This window comes from Streptomyces sp. H27-C3 (assembly GCF_030063415.1).
Classification (GTDB): Bacteria; Actinomycetota; Actinomycetes; order Streptomycetales; family Streptomycetaceae; genus Streptomyces.
In genome coordinates, this window is the sequence record NZ_JASITA010000008.1 from 204,608 (window position 1) to 225,834 (window position 21,227).

Here is a 21,227-nt window from a genome sequence, read left to right on the forward strand (position 1 = left end):
GGGCGGCTGCTGCGAGTCGTGACCGCCCTCAGCGCCCGCGAACGTGGCGCCGCGACCGGAACTGGGGACCGGTCGCGACCCCGCGCCGTGCTCCCGGCACTGTGCGCCACGCAGATCACCAGCTGGGGGATCGTCTACTACGCCTTTCGGGTACTGAACCCGCAGATCACCGCCAGCACTGGTTGGTCGAGCGGTTCGACCACGGCCGCGTTCTCCGCCGCCCTGCTCGTCTCCGCCATCGCCGGGATCCGCGTCGGCCGGATCATCGACCAGCGGGGCCCCCGCACCGTCATGACCGCCGGCTCGATCCGCGGTGTGATCAGCATCCTGATCGTGGCCGCGGCCCCGTATCTTCCGGTGTTCCTCGCCGGTTGGATGCTGTCCGGGCTCGCCATGGCAGCCACGTTCTACCAGCCGGCCTTCGCCGCCCTCACCCAATGGTGGGCCCCCGACCACGTCCGCGCCCTCACGATCGTCACACTGGCCGGCGGGCTGGCCTCCACAGTCTTCGCGCCGTTGACGGCCATGCTCTCCGGTCATCTGTCCTGGCGCATGACCTACGCCGTACTCGCCCTGGTCTCGCCGCCGTCACTGTTCCCGGCGCACGCGCTCGCCCTCAACGCGCCGTGGCCGAAGACCCCGGACACCCCCGCCCGTGCCAACGGCAGCGCGGGCACGGTGGAGCGCAGCCAACGGTTCTGGATGCTGGCCACCGCCCTGACGCTGTCCGCGTTTACCGTCTATGCCGTGGTCGTCGCCCTGGTCCCGCTCTTTCTGGAGCGCGGCTACTCGACCACTGAGGCAGCCTGGGCCCTCGGCCTGGGCGGCGCGGGGCAGACCCTCGGCCGCACCCTCCATGCCACGCTCGCCCGCCGTACGACAGCGAGGGCGCGTACCGCCCTGCTGATCGCGCTCGGTGGGCTGGCCACAGCCGCCGTCGGGCTCGTCCCGGGGCCGTACGCCCTGCTGGTCGCCCTGTCGATGGCGGCCGGGACCATCCGCGGAAACCTCACGCTCCTCCAGGCCACCGCGATCACCGATCGATGGGGAACCAGCCACTACGGACGCCTGTCCGGGCTCCTCACCGCGCCCACCACAGCCGCCGCCGCACTGGCCCCATTCGCGAGCGCCGCCCTCACCGGACCTGTGGGCGGCTACCCGCAGATGTTCGCCGTGCTCGCCCTCGTCTCCGGGCTCGCAGCGCTCATCAGCCTCAGCACGAAGCCTTCTCCAACGTCATGTTGAGGCGTGTTTGAGGACTGTCACTCGTGTCCAGAGCAACATGGTGCTGGATCACGCGGCGGCATTCAACGTGAAGCCTGCGCCCGCGCAGTGCTCTCCCCGTCGGCTACCCCCGCACAGGAGCGCTCGCCCAGATGGGCGCGGGTCCGCTCCAACCGCGCCCCCGCTTCTCATCGGTGAGCAGGTTCCTGGCGAAACTCCTGAACCCAGGGAACCGATGGACGTTCCGCGAGCCGGTCACGGACCTCGACAGGGACTCGGATCAAGGCACCAGTCACACAGCGCCGCACAGCACCTCCGAGAATCCGCCCCATGGGCCCACCTCACGTGCCCCAGGCCCAGGAGATCTCCGGGGACCGCCGTCCCACCGCCGGGTGGGACGGCAGTCAGCTGACGCTCCGCCCAGCGGCGTTCGTCTGCCACTCGCGGCCGATGGAGCGCAGCAGCGCCGGGTAGACCCCGACGTACCGGAAGGGCTTGACGGCGGCCATGTAGAGGGCGCCGAACAGCCCGTTCGGCTTGACCAGGACGGCCATCTGACCGCGGTGGCCGCCGACGCCGTCCGGGACCCAGCCGATGTGCATCACCGCGTGCACGGTCTTGTTGCCCATCTCGGCGGCCCACTCGTCGTCCCTCTGGTAGAGGGAAGTGAACGGGGACGAGCCGAGGTCGGGGCCCTGAGGGCCCTCACGAAGGTCCGCCGGCAGCCGGTCGCGCAGGGAAGGCAGCCGGGCGCCGACGCCTGCGGCGGACTCGTCCCAGCCGAGCAGCGCTCCGAGCTTCCAGCGGATGGCGAAGAGCGCGCGGGAGACGGCTCCTTCTCCGTTCACCCCGCCCCTCATTCCCTCGGCGAGCTGGCGCACCAGCCGATCGAGGTCGTCGGGCCCGCCGGGGGTGGGCATCGCCCACACGTCCTCGGTCGTGAAGTCGTCGGCGATCTCGTGGATCCGCCAGGGGCGGTCGGTGTGGGCGGTTCGGGGAAGTCGCATGAGCAGACCCCATATCTATACGGTGGCGTACAGATGGAGCGTAGACCCGTATATACGCCGCCGTATACTCGGCCGGGACGTGAGGAGGCACACACCATGGGCGCGACCCGCACGCCACGCGGCAAGTGGATCGAGGAAGGCTTGCGGGCACTGGTCTCGGGCGGTCCGGAAGCCGTCAGGATCGAGGCTCTGGCGCAGGCGCTCGGCGTCAGCAAGGGCGGCTTCTACGGGCACTTCCGCAACCGTGGCGCGCTGCTCACCGAAATGCTCGACACCTGGGAGTACGAGGTCGCCGATGGCGTGATCGAGCAGGTCGAGAGCGACGGGGGGCACGCCAGGGCCAGACTGGAGCGACTGTTCGCCGCCGCCGCCACCGACGGGCCGGTGCGCGGCACCACCGCCGACATCGCGGTCCGCGACTGGGCCCGCCGGGACCCGGCCGTCGCCGAGCGCCTGCGCCGAGTCGACAACCGTCGCATGGACTACCTGCGCTCCCTGTTCTCCTCCTTCTGCCCCGACGAGGACGAGGTCGAGATCCGCTGCCTGCTCGCCGTCTCGGTGCGCATCGGCAACCACTTCAACGCCGCCGACAACGGCAAGCGCAGCCGCGCGGAAGTGATGGAGCTGGTCAGGCAACGGCTGCTGGAGTAGCCGGAGGCCCGGTGCGGTGTCGCCCACGCCAGGCCTCCTGCGAGTCGGCGACCGGGTACCGGTCCGGCGTGGCCGATGGGCATTCCCGGCCTTCGAGGCGCTGGTCGTCTACGCACGCGAGTCGGGAGCGCCGGTTTGCTTCCACCCGTACAGGGACATCCCGCCCGGGTCGGCGATGGATCCGGCGAGGCCTGCCGCCGAATAGGGGAGCAGATCGGCGGGGACCGCATCGATGCGGAACCACTGCAGGGCCGAGCATTGGACGGTTCGAGATTCTCCGGTCCGCCGTCCCACCGGGCGACGTGGAAGAAGAAACCGAGATGATCTCCGGGCGCCCCGTCGTCCCGGACGCAACTCGCCCGGCCGTCGGCCACGGGCCGTTCATGCGCCGGCCAGGACCCCTCCAGGCCGAACTTGTCCGGGAGCTGGAGCCCCGCGGCGCCGACGAGGCGCTGTCCGGTCCCACGACGAACACCCCTGCGGCCCTGTGACCGCCCCACACGTCCGACCGCCACGCCCCGACACGTACACAGGAGGAACCGTGTCCGCCGCCCCCCGCACTTCCATGTCCACCGCACACTTCGACCAGGCGTACCGGGTCAGGACTGATCCCTGGGGCACCCTGCACAAGACCTGTGCGCGCGAGAAGTTCACCGACACTGTGTCCCTCCTCCCCGCCGGGCGCTTCGGCTCCGCGCTGGAGATCGGGTGCGGCGTCGGCGCCCTCACCCGGCTCCTGGAACCGCACTGCGACAGCGTGCTCGCCACCGACTGCTCCGGTGCGGCAATCGAGCAGGCCAGGAGTAACTGTGCCGACCTGGGCAATGTCTCGTTCGCCACGCTGCGGGTCCCCGAGGGGCTGTCCTGCCAAAGCGCGGATCTCGACCTCGTCGTTACCGCATCGGCGTAACTCAGTCGGTCCCCCGGAATATGTGCTGGTCGGGGTCGTCCAGGTCCTCACCGGCCAGGAGCACCGGCCGCACCGGGCGCTGGGGACCGGCTGTCCATGGCGCGAGCGTGAGCGGGCGTGGGAGCGGGAGCGGGAGCGGGGAGTCGTCGTGATCGAGCATGAGGTTCGGCATGGGGCCTCCCGTGTTCATGTCGCCGCCCCCACGGGGTGTGCCTGCGGGGCCGGCCGGGCTTCTGCCGCTGCGGCACCGCCGCAGCGCGCGCGAGGAGGCACTCCTCCAGGAATCCGCAGACCCGCAGGTGGTACGTACGGGCCGCCCAGCCGAGGCTGATGTTGTGGCCGGCGTCGGGCTGGTGGTCGACTCTCACCGGTGCCGATGTGAGCGGCCGGGTCAGGGCCGCCACGGCTTCCTCGTCGTACCGCCACCACTGCTCCTGCTTGGCGAACGTGAAGCGGACGGGGACCCGTACCCGTGCGGCCACCTCCGGATACAGCGCCGGCCACAGCGGCCCCTGCGCCGCCTCGATCTCCGGGACCGGGGAGACCAGCGCCTGCCCCAGCCGGAAGGCGTCCGGCGGGTAGAGGCGCAGGGCGCCCCAGTGCTTGCGCCAGTCGCCCTGACCGTCGGGGCCGGGCAGTTGGTGCGGCGCGACGGCGAGGCGGTTGCCGAGCCCGGAGATGTCCATGCCGATCAGTACGTCGCCGAACGCGTCGGCGGCCGACAGGGCGAGCTTGCCCCCGTCACTGTGGGCGACGAAGAACAGGCCGGCTCCGGTGTCGTGCCGCGCCGAGAAGTCGGCCAGCGCGGCACGCAGGACCGGAGCCGAATCCTCCAGGGCAAGGCCGCGGGGAAGCCGCGCGGCGGAGACTCCGTATCCGGGCCGGTCGACGGCCAGCACGGTGTAGCCGAGCTGGGCTCCCAGGGCGAGGAGGGAGAGGCCGGGGCGGGCACGGTTGTCTAAGTAGCCGGCGCGCATGCCTCCCCCGTGCAGGGCGACGACGACCGCACGCGGCGCCTCGTCCACCGGCTCGGCGAGCAGGGCGGACAGGGTGAAGCCATCGGCGTGCAGTGCGGTTGCGCGGATCTGCGGTGCTGCGGCGACGGGCGACAGCTGAGGCATCGGATCGGAACTCCTTTCGCGCGAGCGGACGGTGGGACAAGGACTGCGGGGCGAGGGCTCAAGGGACGGGAGCGGTCGCCCCCGGGAGCCACGGGCCGGAAGCCCGGCTCGGGGCGTGCCGCTCAGGGCGTGCGGCTTCCCGATCCGTGCCAGTCGCGCGGGTCGCGGTGCGGCGCCGCTCGTTCGGGACGGCGCCAGCCGGCTACAGCAGGGACTCGGATCATGGCATCAGACACACATCCCGACCAGAAAGCAGCCGCCCGCCCCCTTGCGAGAGGCCTAGGAGATCCGCAGGAGAGTGGCAGCTCCCCCGGAGCCCCAGAAAATAGGGCCTACCGCCGCTCTCGTCAGCACCAGCGTGCTGGCATGTCCTCACGGCAAACAACACAAAAAGACCCCTCCAACCGCGTTTCCGCAGGTCAAAGGGGTCTGATCTTGTGGAGCCTAGGAGATTCGAACTCCTGACATCTGCCTTGCAAAGGCAGCGCTCTACCAACTGAGCTAAGGCCCCTCGAAAGGTGGACATGACCGGTCAAAGACACACCGTGACCACCGCCGCAGAACAGAGTACCGGTTGTACCCCCCGATCCTGCAAAAAGGATGGGGACTCCCGGTTGGTGACCACTCTCCGTAGGATGCTCGGCGAGGTTCGCAGCAGCGAAGGGGAGACGCAATGGACGCAGCGCAACAAGAGGCGACGGCAAGAGCCAGAGAGCTTCAGCGCAATTGGTACGGGGAGCCGCTGGGGGCGCTCTTCCGTCGGCTGATCGATGATCTGGGGCTGAACCAGGCCAGGCTCGCCGCGGTGCTTGGCCTGTCCGCACCCATGTTGTCCCAGCTGATGAGCGGCCAGCGCGCCAAGATCGGCAATCCGGCCGTCGTGCAGCGCGTCCAGGCCCTGCAGGATCTGGCGGGGCAGGTCGCCGACGGCAGTGTGAGCGCGGGGGAGGCCACCGACCGGATGGAAGAGATCAAGAAGTCCCAGGGTGGTTCGGTGCTCAGCAACACCGGCTCGACCACGGCCAGTTCCGGAGCGCCGACCGTACGCCGTGTGGTGCGCGAGATTCAGTCGCTGCTGCGCTCGGTGGCCGCCGCCGGCGACATCATCGATGCGGCGGACACCCTCGCACCGACCCACCCGGAACTGGCAGAGTTCCTCCGGGTGTACGGCGCCGGGCGCACCGCTGACGCGGTGGCTCACTACGAGGCGCATCAGAGCTGACGGGGTCGGTCCGGCAGGGTCCGCGAGGGCCTGCCGGAATCCGGCCGAAGGCGTAGGCAGCGGACCGGGGAGCGGGCACAGCACAATGGGTGAGATCTTCGCTGGTCGGTACGAGTTGATCGACCCGATCGGACGCGGTGGAGTGGGCGCCGTCTGGCGGTCCTGGGACCACAGGCGACGCCGCTATGTGGCGGCCAAGGTCCTGCAGCAGAGCGACGCACACACGTTGCTGCGTTTCGTGCGCGAGCAGGCGCTGAGGATCGACCATCCGCATGTCCTCGCCCCGGCCAGCTGGGCCGCGGACGACGACAAGGTGCTGTTCACCATGGAACTGGTGAGCGGGGGCTCACTGGCCCATGTGATCGGCGACTACGGCCCGCTCCCGGCCCGCTTCGTCTGCACCCTGCTGGACCAGCTCCTCTCCGGTCTCGCCGCGGTGCACGCGGAAGGTGTCGTGCACCGCGACATCAAGCCGGCCAACATCCTGCTCGAGGCCACCGGCACCGGCAGGCCGCATCTGCGGCTGTCCGACTTCGGCATCTCCATGCGCAAGGGCGAGCCCCGCCTCACCGAGACCAACTACGTGGTGGGGACGCCCGGTTACTTCGCGCCCGAGCAGATGACGGGCGCCGAGCCGGACTTCCCTGCCGACCTCTTCGCGGTCGGTCTGGTCGCGCTCTATCTGCTCCAGGGGCAGAAGCCCGACTCCCAGGCCCTGGTGGAGCACTTCGCCACCTACGGCACCCCGGGCGCCCCGCAGGGCATCGAGGAGCCGCTGTGGCAGGTCATCGCCGGGATGCTGCAGCCCGACCCGCAGGCCAGGTTCCGTACGGCGACGGGCGCGCGCAAGGCGTTGACCGCGGCCGTCGAGATGCTGGCCGAGCCGGGTCCGGGCGACGACCCGGTGGAGGTCTTCGACCAGATCGGGCCACTGCCGGAAGGTTTCGGCACCGCGGGCCCCGAGACACCGCAGGCGACCCCGACCCCGGGCATCCCGAACCACGTACAGACCCAGAGCCCGCAGGCCCACGTACAGAACGGCCCGCAGGCCCCCGCTCCGCAGGCGCCGCCGATGTCGGAGACGGGCAGCTTCCACCTCGCCCCGCCGCCGCGGCAGCCGTCCACTCCCCCCACCCCGACGCCCACGTCCACCTCCGTGCCGGCGCACGCGTCCGCTCCCCGCTTCGACGCCGCGCAGCACCAGGCCCCCACGTCCGGGGTGCAGTACGGACAGCCCCTCACTCGCCCCTACACCGCTCCGGAGGCGCTCGCCCCGCAGGCAGGCGCGTACGCCCCCGCGTACAACAACGCAGCGCACGCCCCCGCGCAGGCACCCGCCCGGGCCCCGCGAAAGCGGCCGGGACCGCCCCCGAAGGTGACGGTCCCGGTGCTGCTTCTCGCTCTGGTCTGCTTCGCGGTGGGCATCTGGGCGCTGACCCAGAGCTGACCCGGCGGGCAGCCCGCGGGCAGTCGGCCACGGGCTGCCCAACAGCCTTCTACCAACCGGCCGGCGGCCCGTACTGCGGTGGTGTTCCGTTGCCGGGGCCGGGGTCCGCGGGACCGGCCGCCGCGCGGCGCCTGGCGACCAGCATCCACCCGCCGAGGCCGAGCACCAGCACGGTGCCCGCGCCGATCCCCGCGGCCCCGACGAGCCGCATCGTGTCGCTCTTCTCCGCCCCCGGCGTGGACTGCCCGCTCGCCGCCTGGTCCCGGTCGTCGTCGCTGACCTGGAACTCCCCGGCGGGACCGGCGTAAGCGGGCGCCTGCTTGGCGTCACCCTTGACGTTCAGCCGCAGCGTCAGCCCCAGCGCCTTCGCCCCGAACGGTTTCTCCACGGCGGGGTTGAGGCTGACCCGCAGGTAGTACCAGCCCGCGAACCGCATCGCGTTCACGGTTTCCTTCGAGTCGTACCGGTTCTCGTACGCCACGGGCGGCAGCGGATCCAGCTCCGCCGACTTCGGCTTTCCGTCGTACGCGAGGTTGTTGTCGCTGTCGACGAGCCCCCGCGCCGGGTTGTAGAGCGACACCGCGAGCGCGCTGGGCACGTAACCCTCGCCCGTGGAGCTGCTCAGGTCTGCGCTGACGAACAGCTGCTGCCCCCAGTCGACCGGCACCTTGTAGAAGCGGGTCTCACCCGGCTTCAGCTTGTCGCGCCACTCGCCCTGCTCAAGCCCGGGGGCGTTGAAGAAGCTCGTGCCGCCCTTGCGGTCGCGCGGGGCGCCGGCCGGCGGCGCGGGGGACGCCCTGGGCCAGTTCTCGGGCGCCGCCGTCGGCCCGGCGCCCTTCAGCGCCGGTTCAGTCACATGCCGGATCTCCAGGTCCCACGGCTCGCTGGAGGAAGTGGCCTCGCTGGTCCGCTCGATGAGGACGTAGTACGTGTCCGCTCTCTGGCAGGACGTGCTGTCCTTCTCGATGGTCCGCGACGCGTAGGTGCCGATGGGCCGCGCGAACTCCGCGTTGAACTGAGCGTTGTCGTAACCGCACGAGCTGCTGTCGCGGTCCTGGAGTGTCACCTTCAGCTCGTCGGCGTACGCGACCTTCGTACCCAGTTCGGGCACCGCCGTCGCCGACACATACGCGTGGGACTTCGCGTCGAGGACCACCCGGTAGAAGAGCTTGCCACCGGGCTTGATGGAGTCCTTGTACGTCTCCCCGGCCTTCAGCTGCTCGGCGTCGGTATTGACCTCGCGGCCCTTGACCGGCTTCGCGGACGGCTCGAAGGCGTACGGGCTGGGCGTGCCCGCCGCCCACGCCTGCGCCGACAGCGCCGCCACCGCACATAGCGCCGCCACCACGGCCGGCGCCGTTCCACCCCTGCTGCGCTGCCTCTTCACGCGCCACCCCTCGTCGTCGCCTTGGCTGCCCTGCGCCGCACCGTGACGAACACGAGCCCCGCGAGCAGGACGACCGCGCCGCCCACTGCCGCGGCGGTCGCGATGCCGGTCCATCCTGCCCCGGCGGCCCCACCGCTGTCTCCGGGGGCCGCCGCATCACCCTTCTTGTCCGCTTCGCCCCCCGCGTCACCCCCCGCGTCGCCGTCCGCCTTCGCGAGCGCCGGCGCGTCGTGCTGCGGGCCGGCCAGCTCCCGGCCGGCCACATCCACCCGCAGGACCACGCCGATCGCCGCGTTCTCGGCGAACTTGGCGGCGTTCGGGCCGAGCGACACGGCGACGTAGTACTCGCCCGCCGCGCGCACCGGAACCACCTGGGTCGCCGACTCCCAGCGGTTCGTCCACGTCACCGGGACGGTGCCGAGATCGACCGCGGCCGGCTTACCGCTGTACATCCGGTGCTCGTTGAACTCACTGCCGCCACCGATCGGCTTGCGGCCCGCGCTGAACGCGGCGGTGTCGACGAAGCTGAAGTCCGATCCGCCCTCCTCCAGCGTCGGTTCGTTCCCGAAGTCCACGGCGTAGCGCAGCTGTTGGCCCCAGCCGACCTTCACCTTGTACCAGCGGGTCTGGGCGGGCAGCAGCTTGTCGCGCCACACACCCTTGTCCAGGGTCCGCGCGTCGTTGAAGCCCGTGCCGCCCTCGATGTCCTTCGGATCGCCCGCCGGAGGCATGGCGTCCCTGCCCGCCGCGCCGTACTCGGTCGCGGACTGTGCGGGCACCGTGCCCTTGGCGAGCGGCTTCTCGGTCCCGTAGCGCAACTCGAAGGGCCAGCGCGCCCGGTCGGAGCCCGCGGCGCTGGTGCGGTGCACGGACAGCAGATACTTCCCGGCCGGATCGCAGGACCGGCCACCGTCGGCGGACGGGACGCGGCTGACCGCGGTGCTGAGCACCATCGCGCCCTCGTCCTGCGCGAAGTTCTCCCGCGCGCTGTCGCAGGTCGAGCCGAACTTCCCGGTGGCGGTCAGCTCCAGCTCGATCCCGTCCCCGTACGCGGCCTTGACGCCCGGCTGCGGCACGGCAGTCACCGCGAGGTCCGCGGCGGACCCGGCGTCGAGCCCGGCGGCGTACCAACGGGTCTCACCGGGGCCGATGGTGTCGGTGTACTGGCCGGGCCCGATCCCGGCCGCGCCACTCACGCTCGCCCCGCCCTCGACGCGCTCACCCATGAACCGGTAGCCGTGCGCGGACAGTTGGGAGGCGCGCTGCAACTGACGGGCCAGCGCCTCGGCGTCAGGAGCGTCGTAGTACGAGCCGTGCCCGGCCTCCGCGACGCATTCCAGCTGCTCCCTGGCCTTGCCGCGCACCTGGAAACCGATGGCGTCGATCCGCAGATCCACCCCGTCCTCACCGAGCTGCCTGGCGACCTCACAGGGCTGTGGAGTACCGCAGTTGTCCTCACCGTCGGAGATCAGCAGGATCGTGCGCCGACCCAGCGACCTCTCGGCGGGCTCGGGCAGGTCCTGTGCGGCCTTGCGCAGCGACAGCCCGATGGGAGTGTCCCCCTTGGGCTGTACGCCGTCCACGGCCCGTTTCATGGCGTCCCGGTCCAACGGCTGTACGGGCCGCACCAGCCGGGTGTCCGTGCAGCCCTTGGGCCGGTCCGCGCCGTACACCCGAAGGCCGGTCGGATAGCCGTCCGGCAACGTGTCGACCACCGTGGACACGGCTCCGCGGGCGGACTCCATCCGCGTACGTCCCGTGCCGTCGTCGTCCGCCATGGAGCCCGACGAATCGAGCACCATCACCAGGCTGCTCCCGCCGGCCGCCTCCTGCGCGGGTGCGGCGACGGCGGGCAGCGGGCCCGCCGTCGCCGCCACCGGACCGAGCAGTATTGCGCCCATCAGCGCGACCGCCGTACGGCGGCCCCATCGTGCCTTCACCCGTTCCCCCTCAACCAAGACCGCGCTTTGCTCTCGCAAGCTAGTGATTTGCGTAGGCTAATTCAAGGGCGGGGCGTCACGGTCCCGCAACAGCTCACCCGACCCACCAGAAACCCACCAGAAACCCCCGGACAGCACAAAACCCCGGCCGCTCTGCGACCGGGGCAAGTGTTCAGAATGCTGGCTGCTGGCTCTCACACACCCGAACCTGCGGGCACGGAGTCAGTCGCCTCCGTCCACAGATCCTGCTCGGCGCGATCCGCCTGGATCTGGCGGTACACGAGGAGCCCGCCGATGGCGGCCAGTGCGACCAGGAGAAGCTTCTTCACCGCGCGACCTCGTCTTTCCTTGGCGTAGGGGACTTCTGGCGCCCGACTATACACACCGACCGATATCGATCAGTGACCTAGTTCCGACCCAACTCGCGCCCGGCACAAAGCAATCAACTCCACCCCTCTGCCCCCTCCTATGCGAAAGGACCTGGCCGCAGAGCCCATTCCCCCAACCGAGTGGTGTTCATCAGAAGAACTGCGCAACGCGTGCGTCGCTCGCCCTGATCCCCACGTTGCGCGCACATCATCTGAAAGGTAAGCAAACCGCACCACCTGAAAGTGAGAAAGCCATGGCCGTCATCAAGGTCAGCAGGATGTGGACCGCCTTCATCGCCGGACTCTTCGCCCTCCTCGCCACCCTGGGGCTGAGCACCGCGGCCACCGCCGCCGCGGCCCCCACTCAGACGGCGCAGGAGCCGACCGCGCACACCACCGGGCGCACCGCACCGGCGACGGTACCGGCGGCCCGCCGGGCCGGCGCCCTGGAGCGCTCAATGCCGCCCACCATGAAGCAGCGCATCCGCGCCGAGGCCCACGGCGCCTCCCCGTCCTCCCGCAACCGCTCGCTGAACCTCGCCGGGACCCCGCAGCCGGACCTCACCGAGACGGACGCACTCCTCGCCGGATAGCGGGAGCAGCACCGCGTACGCCGGCAGTCAGCAGCCAGCAGTCGCACCACAGACAACAGCCCGACAGACCGACGGACCGACAGACGGCCCACGCAGCAACGCAAGGAGCGCCGCAATGAAGGCCAGGCCGATGTGGACCGCGCTCATCACAGCCCTCTTCGCACTCCTCGCCGCCCTGGGGCTGAGTACGGCGGCCACCGCCGCCCAGCAGCCCGCCACAGCGAGCGCCCCGACCAGCAGCCACCCCGCAGCCGAGGCCGCCTCAGCGGCCGTCACCTGGTCCCCGGCGCACGAACAGTCGGTCCCGCCCACCATGAAGCAGCGCATCCGAGCCGAGGCCCACGGCGCCTCCCCGAGCTCCCGGCACCTGCCGCGCGAGCTGGGCGACGTACAGCGGCCGGACCTCGGACAGATCGCAGCGGCAGCAACTCCCACAACGTGAGACGGACCACACCGGCGGGCGGCACATACGTGCCGTACCAACGAGCGCATCAATGAGGCGCACAAAAGTGCCGCACACCCGAAGACGTACACCCGAGCCGCACGGACGAAGCCGTAGAACCCGAGCCACACACGGACCGGTCGGAAAGCGCCCCGCAAGGGAACGCAGAAGGCCGGCAGATCCTGAGATCTACCGGCCTTTGGACCTTGCGGTCCTCGCGGTGGGGCTAACAGGATTTGAACCTGTGGCCTCATCCTTATCAGGGATGCGCTCTAACCAACTGAGCTATAGCCCCGCGCTGCCCCTGAAGATTAGCGCACCTCAGTGGCAGGTCCAAAATCGGATTCCGAGCGGTGCTACTCGTCTTCCGCGAGCGTCAGCTCGACGCCGCCGACGAAGCCGGCCGACAGGTTGTAGATGAAGGCACCGAGCGTCGCGAGCGCGGTCGCCAGCACCACGTCGATCATCGCGATGACCGACGTGAAGATCAGGACACGCGGCAGCGACAGGAAGGACTGCAGGTCGAAGCCGTTGCTCTCGTTCGAGCCCGTTGCCTCGCTGATCGTCCCGCCCACCGTGGAAAAGACGCCCATCGCGTCCATCACCATCCACAGCACCGCCGCCGCGACCACCGTGCAGATGCCCAGCGCGATGGACAGCAGGAAGCTGACCTTCATCACCGACCACGGGTCGGCCTTGGCCACCCGCAGCCGTGCCTTGCGGGTGCGCGGCGTCGTACGCGCACCCGTGCGCGGCAGACGTACCGCCGCCGTGCCCTGCTGAGCGGCCGGACCGGCCTGCCCGGCGCGCTGCTGCCCGGCCTGCGTAGCGCCGGGCTTCTCGCCGCCCTGTGGCGTGGCGTACGCCTGGGGCGGGTGATAGGGCTGCGACTGCCCCTGCCCCGACTGCTCACGCTCACTGGGCAACGGCCCGTTCGCGTACGCGTCGTACTGCTTCGGCTGAGGCCCTCTGGTATCCGTCACAGTCCCCCCTTGGGAGTCCGCGGCAGAGCCACGGGCACCAGGTGCTCCAGCTCCGGAAGCGGCCGCTCCGGCGCCCGTGGGTCCACTCACGTCTTACTCCTCGTGCTCCCCGACCGAGGGCTGTGCGCCCTCGACGGCATCGGCAGACTCGACCGCATCGCCCTCGACCGCATCGACGACCGCCCCATCGGGACCGTCGACCTCCTCGGCCTCGCGACCGGCTTCAGCGTTGCGCGCGATGCCGACGACGGCATCACGCTTGCCCAGGTTGATCAGTTGGACGCCCATGGTGTCACGGCCCGTCTCCCTGACTTCGTTGACTCGCGTACGAATCACGCCACCGCCGAGAGTGATGGCGAGGATTTCGTCCGTCTCCTCGACCACCAGCGCGCCGACCAGCGAGCCACGGTCCTCCACGATCTTGGCGGCCTTGATACCCAGACCACCGCGACCCTGGACCCGGTACTCATCGACAGGAGTCCGCTTCGCGTACCCACCGTCGGTGGCAGTGAAGACGAAAGTACCTGCTCGCACGACATTCATCGAGAGCAGTTCGTCGCCCTCACGGAAACTCATGCCCTTGACGCCCGAAGTGGCGCGCCCCATCGGCCGCAGCGCGTCGTCGGTCGCGGTGAAGCGGATCGACTGCGCCTTCCTGCTGACCAGCAGCAGATCGTCATCGGACGAGACCAGTTCGGCACCGATCAGCTCGTCGTCGCTGCCGTCCGCGGTCTCCCGCAGATTGATCGCGATGACACCGCCCGCACGCGGCGAGTCGTAGTCCTTCAGCGGCGTCTTCTTCACCAGACCACCCTTGGTGGCCAGAATCAGATACGGCGAAGCGGAGTAGTCCCTGATCGCCAGGATCTGCGCGATCTGCTCGTCCGGCTGGAAGGCCAGCAGGTTCGCGACGTGCTGACCGCGCGCGTCGCGGCCCGCGTCGGGCAGCTCGTACGCCTTCGCCCGGTAGACCCGGCCCTTGTTCGTGAAGAACAGCAGCCAGTGGTGCGTCGTCGACACGAAGAAGTGGTCGACGATGTCGTCTTCCTTCAGCTTCGTGCCGCGCACGCCCTTGCCGCCGCGCTTCTGCGAGCGGTAGTCGTCCGTCTTCGTCCGCTTCACATAGCCGCCACGCGAAATGGTGACGACGATGTCCTCCTCGGCGATCAGGTCCTCGATGGACATGTCACCGTCGAAGGGCACCAGCTTCGAGCGCCGGTCGTCGCCGAACTTGTCGACGATCGCCGCGAGCTCCTCGCTGATGATCTGCCGCTGCCGCTCCGGCGACGCGAGGATCGCGTTGTACTCATTGATCTTCGACTGCAGCTCGTCGTGCTCCGCGACGATCTTCTGGCGCTCCAGGGCGGCCAGTCGGCGCAACTGCATCTCCAGGATCGCGTTCGCCTGGATCTCGTCGATCGACAGCAGGCCCATCAGGCCCTCGCGCGCCACATCGACCGTCTGGCTGCGCCGGATCAGCGCGATGACGTCGTCGATCGCGTCCAGCGCCTTGAGCAGGCCGCGCAGAATGTGCGCCCGCTCCTCCGCCTTGCGCAGCCGGAACTTCGTCCGCCGGACGATGACCTCGATCTGGTGCGTCACCCAGTGCCGGATGAACGCGTCGATCGACAGCGTGCGCGGCACCCCGTCGACGAGCGCCAGCATGTTCGCGCCGAAGTTCGTCTGCAGGTCGGTGTGCTTGTAGAGGTTGTTCAGTACGACCTTGGCTACGGCGTCGCGCTTGAGCACGACGACCAGGCGCTGGCCGGTACGCGAGGACGTCTCGTCCCGGACATCCGCGATGCCGCCGACCTTGCCGTCCTTCACCAGGTCGGCGATCTTCTGCGCGAGATTGTCCGGATTCGTCTGGTACGGAAGCTCCGTGACCACCAGGCACTGACGGTTCTGGATCTCCTCGACCGCGACGACGGCGCGCATCGTGATCGAGCCGCGGCCCGTCCGGTACGCCTCCTCGATGCCCTTGCGTCCCACGACCAGCGCGCCGGTCGGGAAGTCGGGGCCCTTGATGCGCTCCAGAAGCGCGTCCAGCAGCTCCTCGTGCGAGGCCTCCGGGTGCTCCAGGTACCACTGCGCGCCGGCCGCCACCTCCCGCAGATTGTGCGGCGGGATGTTGGTTGCCATGCCGACCGCGATGCCCGCCGAGCCGTTGACCAGCAGGTTCGGGAAGCGCGCCGGCAGGACCGTTGGCTCCTGGTTACGGCCGTCGTAGTTGTCCTGGAGGTCGACGGTGTCCTCGTCGATGTCGCGGACCATCTCCATGGACAGCGGCATCATCTTGCACTCGGTGTACCGCATGGCGGCGGCCGGGTCATTGCCCGGGGAACCGAAGTTGCCGTTGGAGTCCACCAGCGGCATGCGCATCGACCAGTGCTGCGCGAGGCGCACCAGTGCGTCGTAGATCGAGGAGTCGCCGTGCGGGTGGTACGTACCCATGACGTCACCGACGACACGGGCGCACTTGTAGAAGCCCTTCTCGGGCCGGTACCCGCCGTCGTACATCGCGTACAGCACACGGCGATGTACGGGCTTGAGCCCGTCCCGTACATCCGGCAGCGCACGCGACACGATGACGGACATCGCGTAGTCGAGATACGAGCGCTGCATCTCCGTCTCGAGCCCCACGGGCTCCACCCGCATGCCAACGGCAACGGGCGGCTCTTCGGGTGTCACAGGCGTCACAGGGGTGTTCTCGTCGGCCATTGCTGGTCAAAGTCCTTTCGAGCTGCGGCTGGTGGCTTGCACGGCCGACTCAGATGTCGAGAAAGCGGACGTCCTTGGCGTTGCGCTGGATGAACGAGCGCCGTGCCTCGACGTCCTCACCCATCAGCACCGAGAACAGATCGTCGGCCTGCGCCGCGTCGTCCAGGGTGACCTGGCCGAGCACTCGGTGATCGACGTCCATCGTGGTGATGCGCAGTTCCTCGGCGTTCATCTCACCCAGACCCTTGAAGCGCTGGATGGAGTCGTCCTTGATCCGCTTGCCGTTCTGCTTGCCCAGCTCGACCAGTGCGTCGCGCTCGCGGTCCGAGTACGCGTACTCGAAGTCGTCCCGACCCCACTTGATCTTGAACAGCGGCGGGCGCGAGAGGTACACGTGCCCCGCCTCGACCAGCGGCCGCATGAAGCGGAAGAGGAACGTCAGCAGCAGCGTGTTGATGTGCTGCCCGTCGACGTCGGCGTCCGCCATCAGGATGATCTTGTGGTAGCGGAGCTTCTCGATGTCGAAGTCCTCGTGCACACCCGTGCCGAACGCCGAGATCAGCGCCTGCACCTCGGTGTTCTGGAGGATCTTGTCGAGCCGCGCCTTCTCGACGTTCAGGATCTTGCCTCGGATGGGCAGGATCGCCTGGTACATCGGGTTACGACCGGACTTCGCGCTGCCACCGGCCGAGTCACCCTCGACGATGAAGATCTCGCACATCGTCGGGTCGTTCGACTGGCAGTCGCTCAGCTTGCCCGGCAGTGAAGCCGACTCCAGCAGGCCCTTACGACGCGTCAGGTCCCGCGCCTTGCGCGCGGCGACGCGCGCCGTGGCGGCCTGGATCGACTTGCGGATGATGTCCGCGGCCTCGTTCGGGTGGCGGTCGAACCAGTCCGTCAGCTGCTCGTGCACGACCTTCTGCACGAAGGTCTTCGCCTCCGTGTTGCCCAGCTTGGTCTTCGTCTGGCCCTCGAACTGCGGCTCGCCCAGCTTCAGCGAGATAATGGCCGTCAGACCCTCGCGGATGTCCTCGCCCGCGAGGTTGTCGTCCTTCTCCCGAAGGTGCTTCTTCTCGCGCGCGTAGCGGTTCACCAGACCCGTCAGCGCGGCCCTGAAGCCCTCCTCGTGCGCACCACCCTCATGCGTGTGGATGGTGTTCGCGAAGGAGTACACCCCCTCGCTGTACTGCGAGTTCCACTGCATCGCGATCTCGGCCGAGAGCATGCGCCCCTTGTCCTCGGCCTCGATGTCGATCACCGTCGGGTGAATGACCTCGCCCTTGCGGGAGTTGAGGTACTTCACGAAGTCGACGATGCCACCGGGGTAGTGGTACGAGACGGTGAGGGCCTGCTCCTCCGCCGGCACCTCCTCGGCCGTGTCCGCGCCGACGACGGCCTTGGCCGACTCACGCTCGTCCGTGAGCTTGATCGTCAGGCCCTTGTTGAGGAAGGCCATCTCCTGGAAGCGCCGCGACAGCGTCTCGAAGGAGTACTCGGTCGTCTCAAAGATGTCCGCGTCGGCCCAGAAGGTGACGGTCGTACCCGACCGGTCCGTGGCCTCGTTGCGCACCAGGGGCGCCGTCGGCACACCCAGCTTGTAGTCCTGCGTCCAGCGGTAGCCGTCGCGACTGACCTCGACCGCGACCTTGGACGACAGCGCGTTGACGACGGACACACCGACGCCGTGCAGGCCGCCGGATACGGCGTAGCCGCCACCGCCGAACTTGCCGCCCGCGTGCAGGACGGTCAGCACGACCTCAATGGCGGGCTTGCCCTCGGAGGGCACGATGTCCACGGGGATACCGCGGCCATTGTCGATGACACGCACGCCGCCGTCCGGCAGGATCGTGACGTCGATCATGTCCGCGTGCCCGGCCAGGGCCTCGTCGACCGAGTTGTCGACGACTTCCTGGACGAGGTGGTGGAGCCCGCGCTCACCGGTCGAGCCGATGTACATGCCGGGCCGCTTGCGGACCGCGTCCAAGCCCTCGAGGACGGTGATCGCGCTGGCGTCATAGGCGGCCGAGACGGCTGCCTCGCCGCCCCCGCCGGCAGTGGACGGAATGGTCTCGTTGGGGTTGCCGGAATCGGCCACGAAGCGCCCTTTCTGGCACAGCACAAGCCGACTCCGCCACGTGCGGGACCGGCTGCATCGTTCTGTGTAGTCGACGTGTCCCGCAAGCGGGCGGGATTGTCCACCAGTCTACCGGTACCGCAGACACTCATGGGGGTTTGCCGGTACCTGAGTCCCCATGTGCCGTCCTGAACCGCCTCCATCCGACTCCCCATATTCGGGAAGGGGCTCCAAGCGGCTCACGCGGGCGTCCAGCGCTTCGGGCTGTCAACCGCCCGCTACCGTGAGGGACGCCTCACACGTACACCCACTGCTCAGCCGTACGTGTCCCCGGGCCCCTTGCTGCCGGGCGCGCGCAGCGGACCGAAACGGCGCGGCGGACCCGCCGGCCCCATCACCTTGATCAACTTCACCGCGCCCTGCCCGAGGTCCGCGTTGAGCCGGGCCACCAACTGCGGCGCCAGCAAACGCAACTGGGTCGCCCAGGCCGTCGAATCGCACTGCACCGTCAGCACCCGCTCGGCATCCCCATCGTCGTACCGCGTCGGCACACAGTGCTTCGCCACGTCGTCCCCGACGATCTGCGGCCAGCGACCCATCACCCCGCCGACGGCGGCGGGCGCCTCCCAGCCGCGCTCCGTGATGAGCCGGTTGATCGCCGCGCCCAGCGCCAGCGGATCACGCCCGTCGGCCCGCGCGCCCGAGCGCAGACCGCCGCGCTTCGCCTGCTTCTTCTGCTGCGCCGCCGCACCCCGCGCCCGCGCCTGCTCCTTGGCCGCACGCAACGCGACCCGCGCCAGGTCGACACCCGAGGGCTCAGCATCCTTCGGCGGCTGGAGCGACGCGGGCGACCGGGACCCCTCGGGCACCCGGGAGGACGAAGGAGACGAAGAAGGCGGAGGCGACGAGAAAGAGAGGGGCAAATCGTACGATTTGGACTTCTTGGGCGATTTCCCCCTCGGGGGCCCCTGGGGCGGCTCGTCCGGCCCGCCTGACCCGCTCAAGGGGCTCATGCGGGCGCCACCTCGCCGCCGGACACCACATACCGCTTTCCCGCCAGCACACCCGGCACATCGTCGTCCACCGCCGCCGTCACCAGCACCTGCTCACCCGGCGCCACCAGCTCGGCCAGCCGCTCCCGCCGCCGTACGTCCAGCTCCGCGAAGACATCGTCGAGCACCAGCACCGGCTCATTCCCCTCGGCCCGCAGCAGATCGTACGAAGCCAGCCGCAGCGCCAGCGCGATCGACCAGGACTCGCCGTGACTCGCGTAGCCCTTGGCCGGCAGCTGCCCCAGCTTGAGCACCAGATCGTCCCGGTGCGGGCCGACCAGCGTCACACCCCGCTCGATCTCCTGCTTCCTGGCGCCCACGAGCGCCGCGAGCACCTGCTCGTACAGCTCCTCGCGCGACTGCCCCGCCACGACGCCCTCGCCCAGCGAACTCCGGTACTCCAGACCCACCGGACCGCCCCCGGGCGCCACCTGCTCGTACGCCTTGTCCGCCATCGGCTGCAGCGTCGCGATCAGGTCAAGCCGCTGCGCCAGCAGCTCCGCGCCGACCTGACCCAGATGCTGGTCCCACACGTCCAGCGTCGACAGATCCATCGAACGGCCGCCGTGCCTGCGCGCCATGGCGGCCGACTTCAGGAGCGTGTTGCGCTGCTTCAGCACCCGCTCGTAGTCCGACCGCACCCCCGCCATCCGCGGCGAGCGCGCCGTGATCAGCTCGTCGAGGAAGCGCCGACGCTCGCCGGGATCCCCCTTGACCAGCGCCAGGTCCTCCGGCGCGAACAGCACCGTGCGTACGATCCCCAACACGTCACGGGGCTTGACCTGCGAGGACCTATTGATCCTGGCCCGGTTCGCCCGGCCCGGGTTCAGCTCCAGCTCCACCAGCTGCTGCCGCTCGCCCTGTGTGACGGCGGCCCGGATGACAGCGCGTTCCGCGCCCATCCGCACCAGCGGGGCATCGGATGCGACCCGATGGCTGCCGAGCGTCGCCAGATAGCCGACCGCCTCGACGAGATTCGTCTTGCCCTGGCCGTTCGCACCCACAAAAGCGGTGACGCCCGGATCGAGAGGCACCTCGACCCGGGCGTACGAGCGAAAGTCGGCCAGCGACAGATGCGTGACATGCATGGGTGTACGCCGACCTTCCCCAGCTCTGAACTACTTCTTGGACTCGACCGCGTGCCCGCCGAACTGGTTGCGCAGGGCGGCGATCATCTTCATCTGCGGGGAGTCGTCCTGGCGCGACGCGAAGCGCGCGAAGAGCGAAGCGGTGATCGCGGGCAGCGGCACCGCGTTGTCGATCGCGGCCTCGACCGTCCAGCGGCCCTCACCGGAGTCGGCGGCGAAACCACGGAGCTTGTCCAGGTGCTCGTCGCCGTCCAGCGCGTTGACCGCCAGGTCGAGCAGCCAGGAACGGATGACCGTGCCCTCCTGCCAGGAGCGGAAGACCTCGCGCACGTCGGTGACCGAGTCGACCGCCTCCAGCAGCTCCCAGCCCTCGGCGTAGGCCTGCATCATGGCGTACTCGATGCCGTTGTGAACCATCTTCGCGAAGTGCCCGGCGCCGACCTTGCCTGCGTGCACGGAGCCGAAATCGCCCTCGGGCTTGAGCGCGTCGAAGACGGGCTGCACCTTGGCGACGCTCTCGGCGGCGCCGCCGTACATCAGCGCGTAGCCGTTCTCCAGGCCCCAGACACCGCCGGACACGCCGCAGTCGACGAAGCCGATGTCCTTGAGGCCGAGTTCCACGCCGTGCTTCTCGTCGTCCGTCCAGCGCGAGTTGCCGCCGTCGACGACGACGTCGCCCGGGGAGAGCAGCTCGGACAGCTCGTCGATCGTGGACTGGGTCGCGGCACCGGCCGGAACCATCACCCACACCACGCGCGGGCCCTTGAGCTTGCCCACAAGCTCTTCGAGGCTGTGGACATCGGCGACGTCCGGGTTCCGGTCGTAACCGATGACGGTGTGGCCTGCGCGGCGGATGCGCTCACGCATGTTGCCGCCCATCTTGCCGAGACCGACGAGACCGAGCTCCATCAGAGATTCCTTAAGCGTTGTGACGATTTCGTACCCGGGTCCGAGCCTACGCCCGGCCCCTGCAAGGGGCCGACGGGCGTGAGCAGGG

18 protein-coding genes, 2 tRNA genes and 1 pseudogene are annotated in these 21,227 nt (G+C 69.5%); 8 read left to right on the forward strand and 13 right to left on the reverse strand.

The window, feature by feature from the left end; all coding sequences use genetic code 11:
- Positions 1-18: 18 nt before the first annotated feature.
- The gene (locus QMK30_RS10640) at positions 19-1,245 is read left to right on the forward strand and encodes an MFS transporter (protein WP_283517090.1); all 1,227 of its coding nucleotides are present in this window, start codon (positions 19-21) and stop codon (positions 1,243-1,245) included.
- 383 nt (positions 1,246-1,628) lie between these two features.
- Here QMK30_RS10640 and QMK30_RS10645 read toward each other — a convergent pair whose 3' ends face one another.
- The gene (locus QMK30_RS10645) at positions 1,629-2,231 is read right to left on the reverse strand and encodes a DUF2867 domain-containing protein (RefSeq protein ID WP_283517091.1); all 603 of its coding nucleotides are present in this window, start codon (positions 2,229-2,231) and stop codon (positions 1,629-1,631) included.
- A gap of 96 nt (positions 2,232-2,327) precedes the next feature.
- On the opposite strand from QMK30_RS10645, the gene QMK30_RS10650 reads away from it, so the two are divergent.
- From QMK30_RS10650 to QMK30_RS10660, 3 genes are all read left to right on the forward strand, one after another.
- The gene (locus QMK30_RS10650) at positions 2,328-2,882 is read left to right on the forward strand and encodes a TetR/AcrR family transcriptional regulator (RefSeq protein WP_283517093.1); all 555 of its coding nucleotides are present in this window, start codon (positions 2,328-2,330) and stop codon (positions 2,880-2,882) included.
- A gap of 320 nt (positions 2,883-3,202) precedes the next feature.
- Positions 3,203-3,373 (forward strand): hypothetical protein, encoded by a 171-nt coding sequence (locus tag QMK30_RS10655; RefSeq protein ID WP_283517094.1) that lies wholly within the window; start codon positions 3,203-3,205, stop codon positions 3,371-3,373.
- A 50-nt stretch (positions 3,374-3,423) separates the two neighbouring features.
- The gene (locus QMK30_RS10660; RefSeq protein WP_283517096.1) at positions 3,424-3,792 is read left to right on the forward strand and encodes a methyltransferase domain-containing protein; all 369 of its coding nucleotides are present in this window, start codon (positions 3,424-3,426) and stop codon (positions 3,790-3,792) included.
- A gap of 224 nt (positions 3,793-4,016) precedes the next feature.
- On the opposite strand, the pseudogene QMK30_RS10665 reads toward QMK30_RS10660, so the two are convergent.
- A pseudogene (locus QMK30_RS10665) lies at positions 4,017-4,913 on the reverse strand (alpha/beta hydrolase); the annotation flags it as partial.
- 438 nt (positions 4,914-5,351) lie between these two features.
- A tRNA-Ala gene (locus QMK30_RS10670) sits at positions 5,352-5,424 on the reverse strand.
- A gap of 162 nt (positions 5,425-5,586) precedes the next feature.
- On the opposite strand from QMK30_RS10670, the gene QMK30_RS10675 reads away from it, so the two are divergent.
- Both QMK30_RS10675 and QMK30_RS10680 read left to right on the forward strand, forming a co-directional pair.
- Positions 5,587-6,135 (forward strand): helix-turn-helix domain-containing protein, encoded by a 549-nt coding sequence (locus QMK30_RS10675; RefSeq protein ID WP_283517097.1) that lies wholly within the window; start codon positions 5,587-5,589, stop codon positions 6,133-6,135.
- A gap of 85 nt (positions 6,136-6,220) precedes the next feature.
- Complete coding sequence (locus QMK30_RS10680; RefSeq protein ID WP_283517099.1) at positions 6,221-7,582, forward strand: serine/threonine-protein kinase; 1,362 nt, start codon at positions 6,221-6,223, stop codon at positions 7,580-7,582.
- Positions 7,583-7,631: 49 nt separating this feature from the next.
- Here QMK30_RS10680 and QMK30_RS10685 read toward each other — a convergent pair whose 3' ends face one another.
- From QMK30_RS10685 to QMK30_RS10695, 3 genes are all read right to left on the reverse strand, one after another.
- A complete protein-coding gene (locus QMK30_RS10685) occupies positions 7,632-8,969 on the reverse strand; it encodes a hypothetical protein (protein ID WP_283517100.1) in 1,338 nt (445 codons plus the stop codon).
- Entirely contained in the window at positions 8,966-10,870 is a 1,905-nt protein-coding gene (locus QMK30_RS10690) for a vWA domain-containing protein (RefSeq protein WP_283517162.1), read from the reverse strand. The genes QMK30_RS10685 and QMK30_RS10690 overlap by 4 nt, the downstream gene beginning before the upstream one ends.
- A 233-nt stretch (positions 10,871-11,103) precedes the next feature.
- Positions 11,104-11,238 (reverse strand): DLW-39 family protein, encoded by a 135-nt coding sequence (locus QMK30_RS10695; RefSeq protein WP_003958712.1) that lies wholly within the window; start codon positions 11,236-11,238, stop codon positions 11,104-11,106.
- Positions 11,239-11,531: 293 nt separating this feature from the next.
- Between QMK30_RS10695 and QMK30_RS10700 the strand changes: the two genes are divergently transcribed.
- Positions 11,532-11,870 carry a DUF6344 domain-containing protein gene (locus QMK30_RS10700; RefSeq protein WP_283517116.1) on the forward strand — a complete coding sequence of 113 codons (339 nt, stop codon included), beginning with the start codon at positions 11,532-11,534 and terminating at the stop codon, positions 11,868-11,870.
- A gap of 115 nt (positions 11,871-11,985) precedes the next feature.
- Positions 11,986-12,312: a DUF6344 domain-containing protein gene (locus QMK30_RS10705; protein WP_283517117.1), complete on the forward strand. Its 327-nt coding sequence runs from the start codon at positions 11,986-11,988 to the stop codon at positions 12,310-12,312.
- A 221-nt stretch (positions 12,313-12,533) separates the two neighbouring features.
- Here the strand turns inward: QMK30_RS10705 and QMK30_RS10710 are convergent.
- The 7 genes from QMK30_RS10710 to gnd all read right to left on the reverse strand — a co-directional run bounded on the left by QMK30_RS10710 (position 12,534) and on the right by gnd (position 21,139).
- Positions 12,534-12,607, reverse strand: a tRNA-Ile gene (locus QMK30_RS10710).
- Positions 12,608-12,668: 61 nt separating this feature from the next.
- Positions 12,669-13,295: a DUF3566 domain-containing protein gene (locus tag QMK30_RS10715; protein ID WP_283517119.1), complete on the reverse strand. Its 627-nt coding sequence runs from the start codon at positions 13,293-13,295 to the stop codon at positions 12,669-12,671.
- A 93-nt stretch (positions 13,296-13,388) separates the two neighbouring features.
- Positions 13,389-16,016 (reverse strand): DNA gyrase subunit A, encoded by a 2,628-nt coding sequence (gene gyrA, locus QMK30_RS10720; protein ID WP_283517120.1) that lies wholly within the window; start codon positions 16,014-16,016, stop codon positions 13,389-13,391.
- Positions 16,017-16,065: 49 nt separating this feature from the next.
- A complete protein-coding gene (gene gyrB, locus QMK30_RS10725) occupies positions 16,066-18,135 on the reverse strand; it encodes a DNA topoisomerase (ATP-hydrolyzing) subunit B (RefSeq protein WP_283517122.1) in 2,070 nt (689 codons plus the stop codon).
- 269 nt (positions 18,136-18,404) lie between these two features.
- Complete coding sequence (locus QMK30_RS10730) at positions 18,405-18,959, reverse strand: DciA family protein (protein ID WP_283517124.1); 555 nt, start codon at positions 18,957-18,959, stop codon at positions 18,405-18,407.
- Positions 18,960-19,099: 140 nt separating this feature from the next.
- Complete coding sequence (gene recF / locus QMK30_RS10735; protein ID WP_283517125.1) at positions 19,100-20,230, reverse strand: DNA replication/repair protein RecF; 1,131 nt, start codon at positions 20,228-20,230, stop codon at positions 19,100-19,102.
- 30 nt (positions 20,231-20,260) lie between these two features.
- Positions 20,261-21,139 (reverse strand): phosphogluconate dehydrogenase (NAD(+)-dependent, decarboxylating), encoded by an 879-nt coding sequence (gene gnd / locus QMK30_RS10740; RefSeq protein ID WP_283517127.1) that lies wholly within the window; start codon positions 21,137-21,139, stop codon positions 20,261-20,263.
- Positions 21,140-21,227 lie beyond the last annotated feature (88 nt).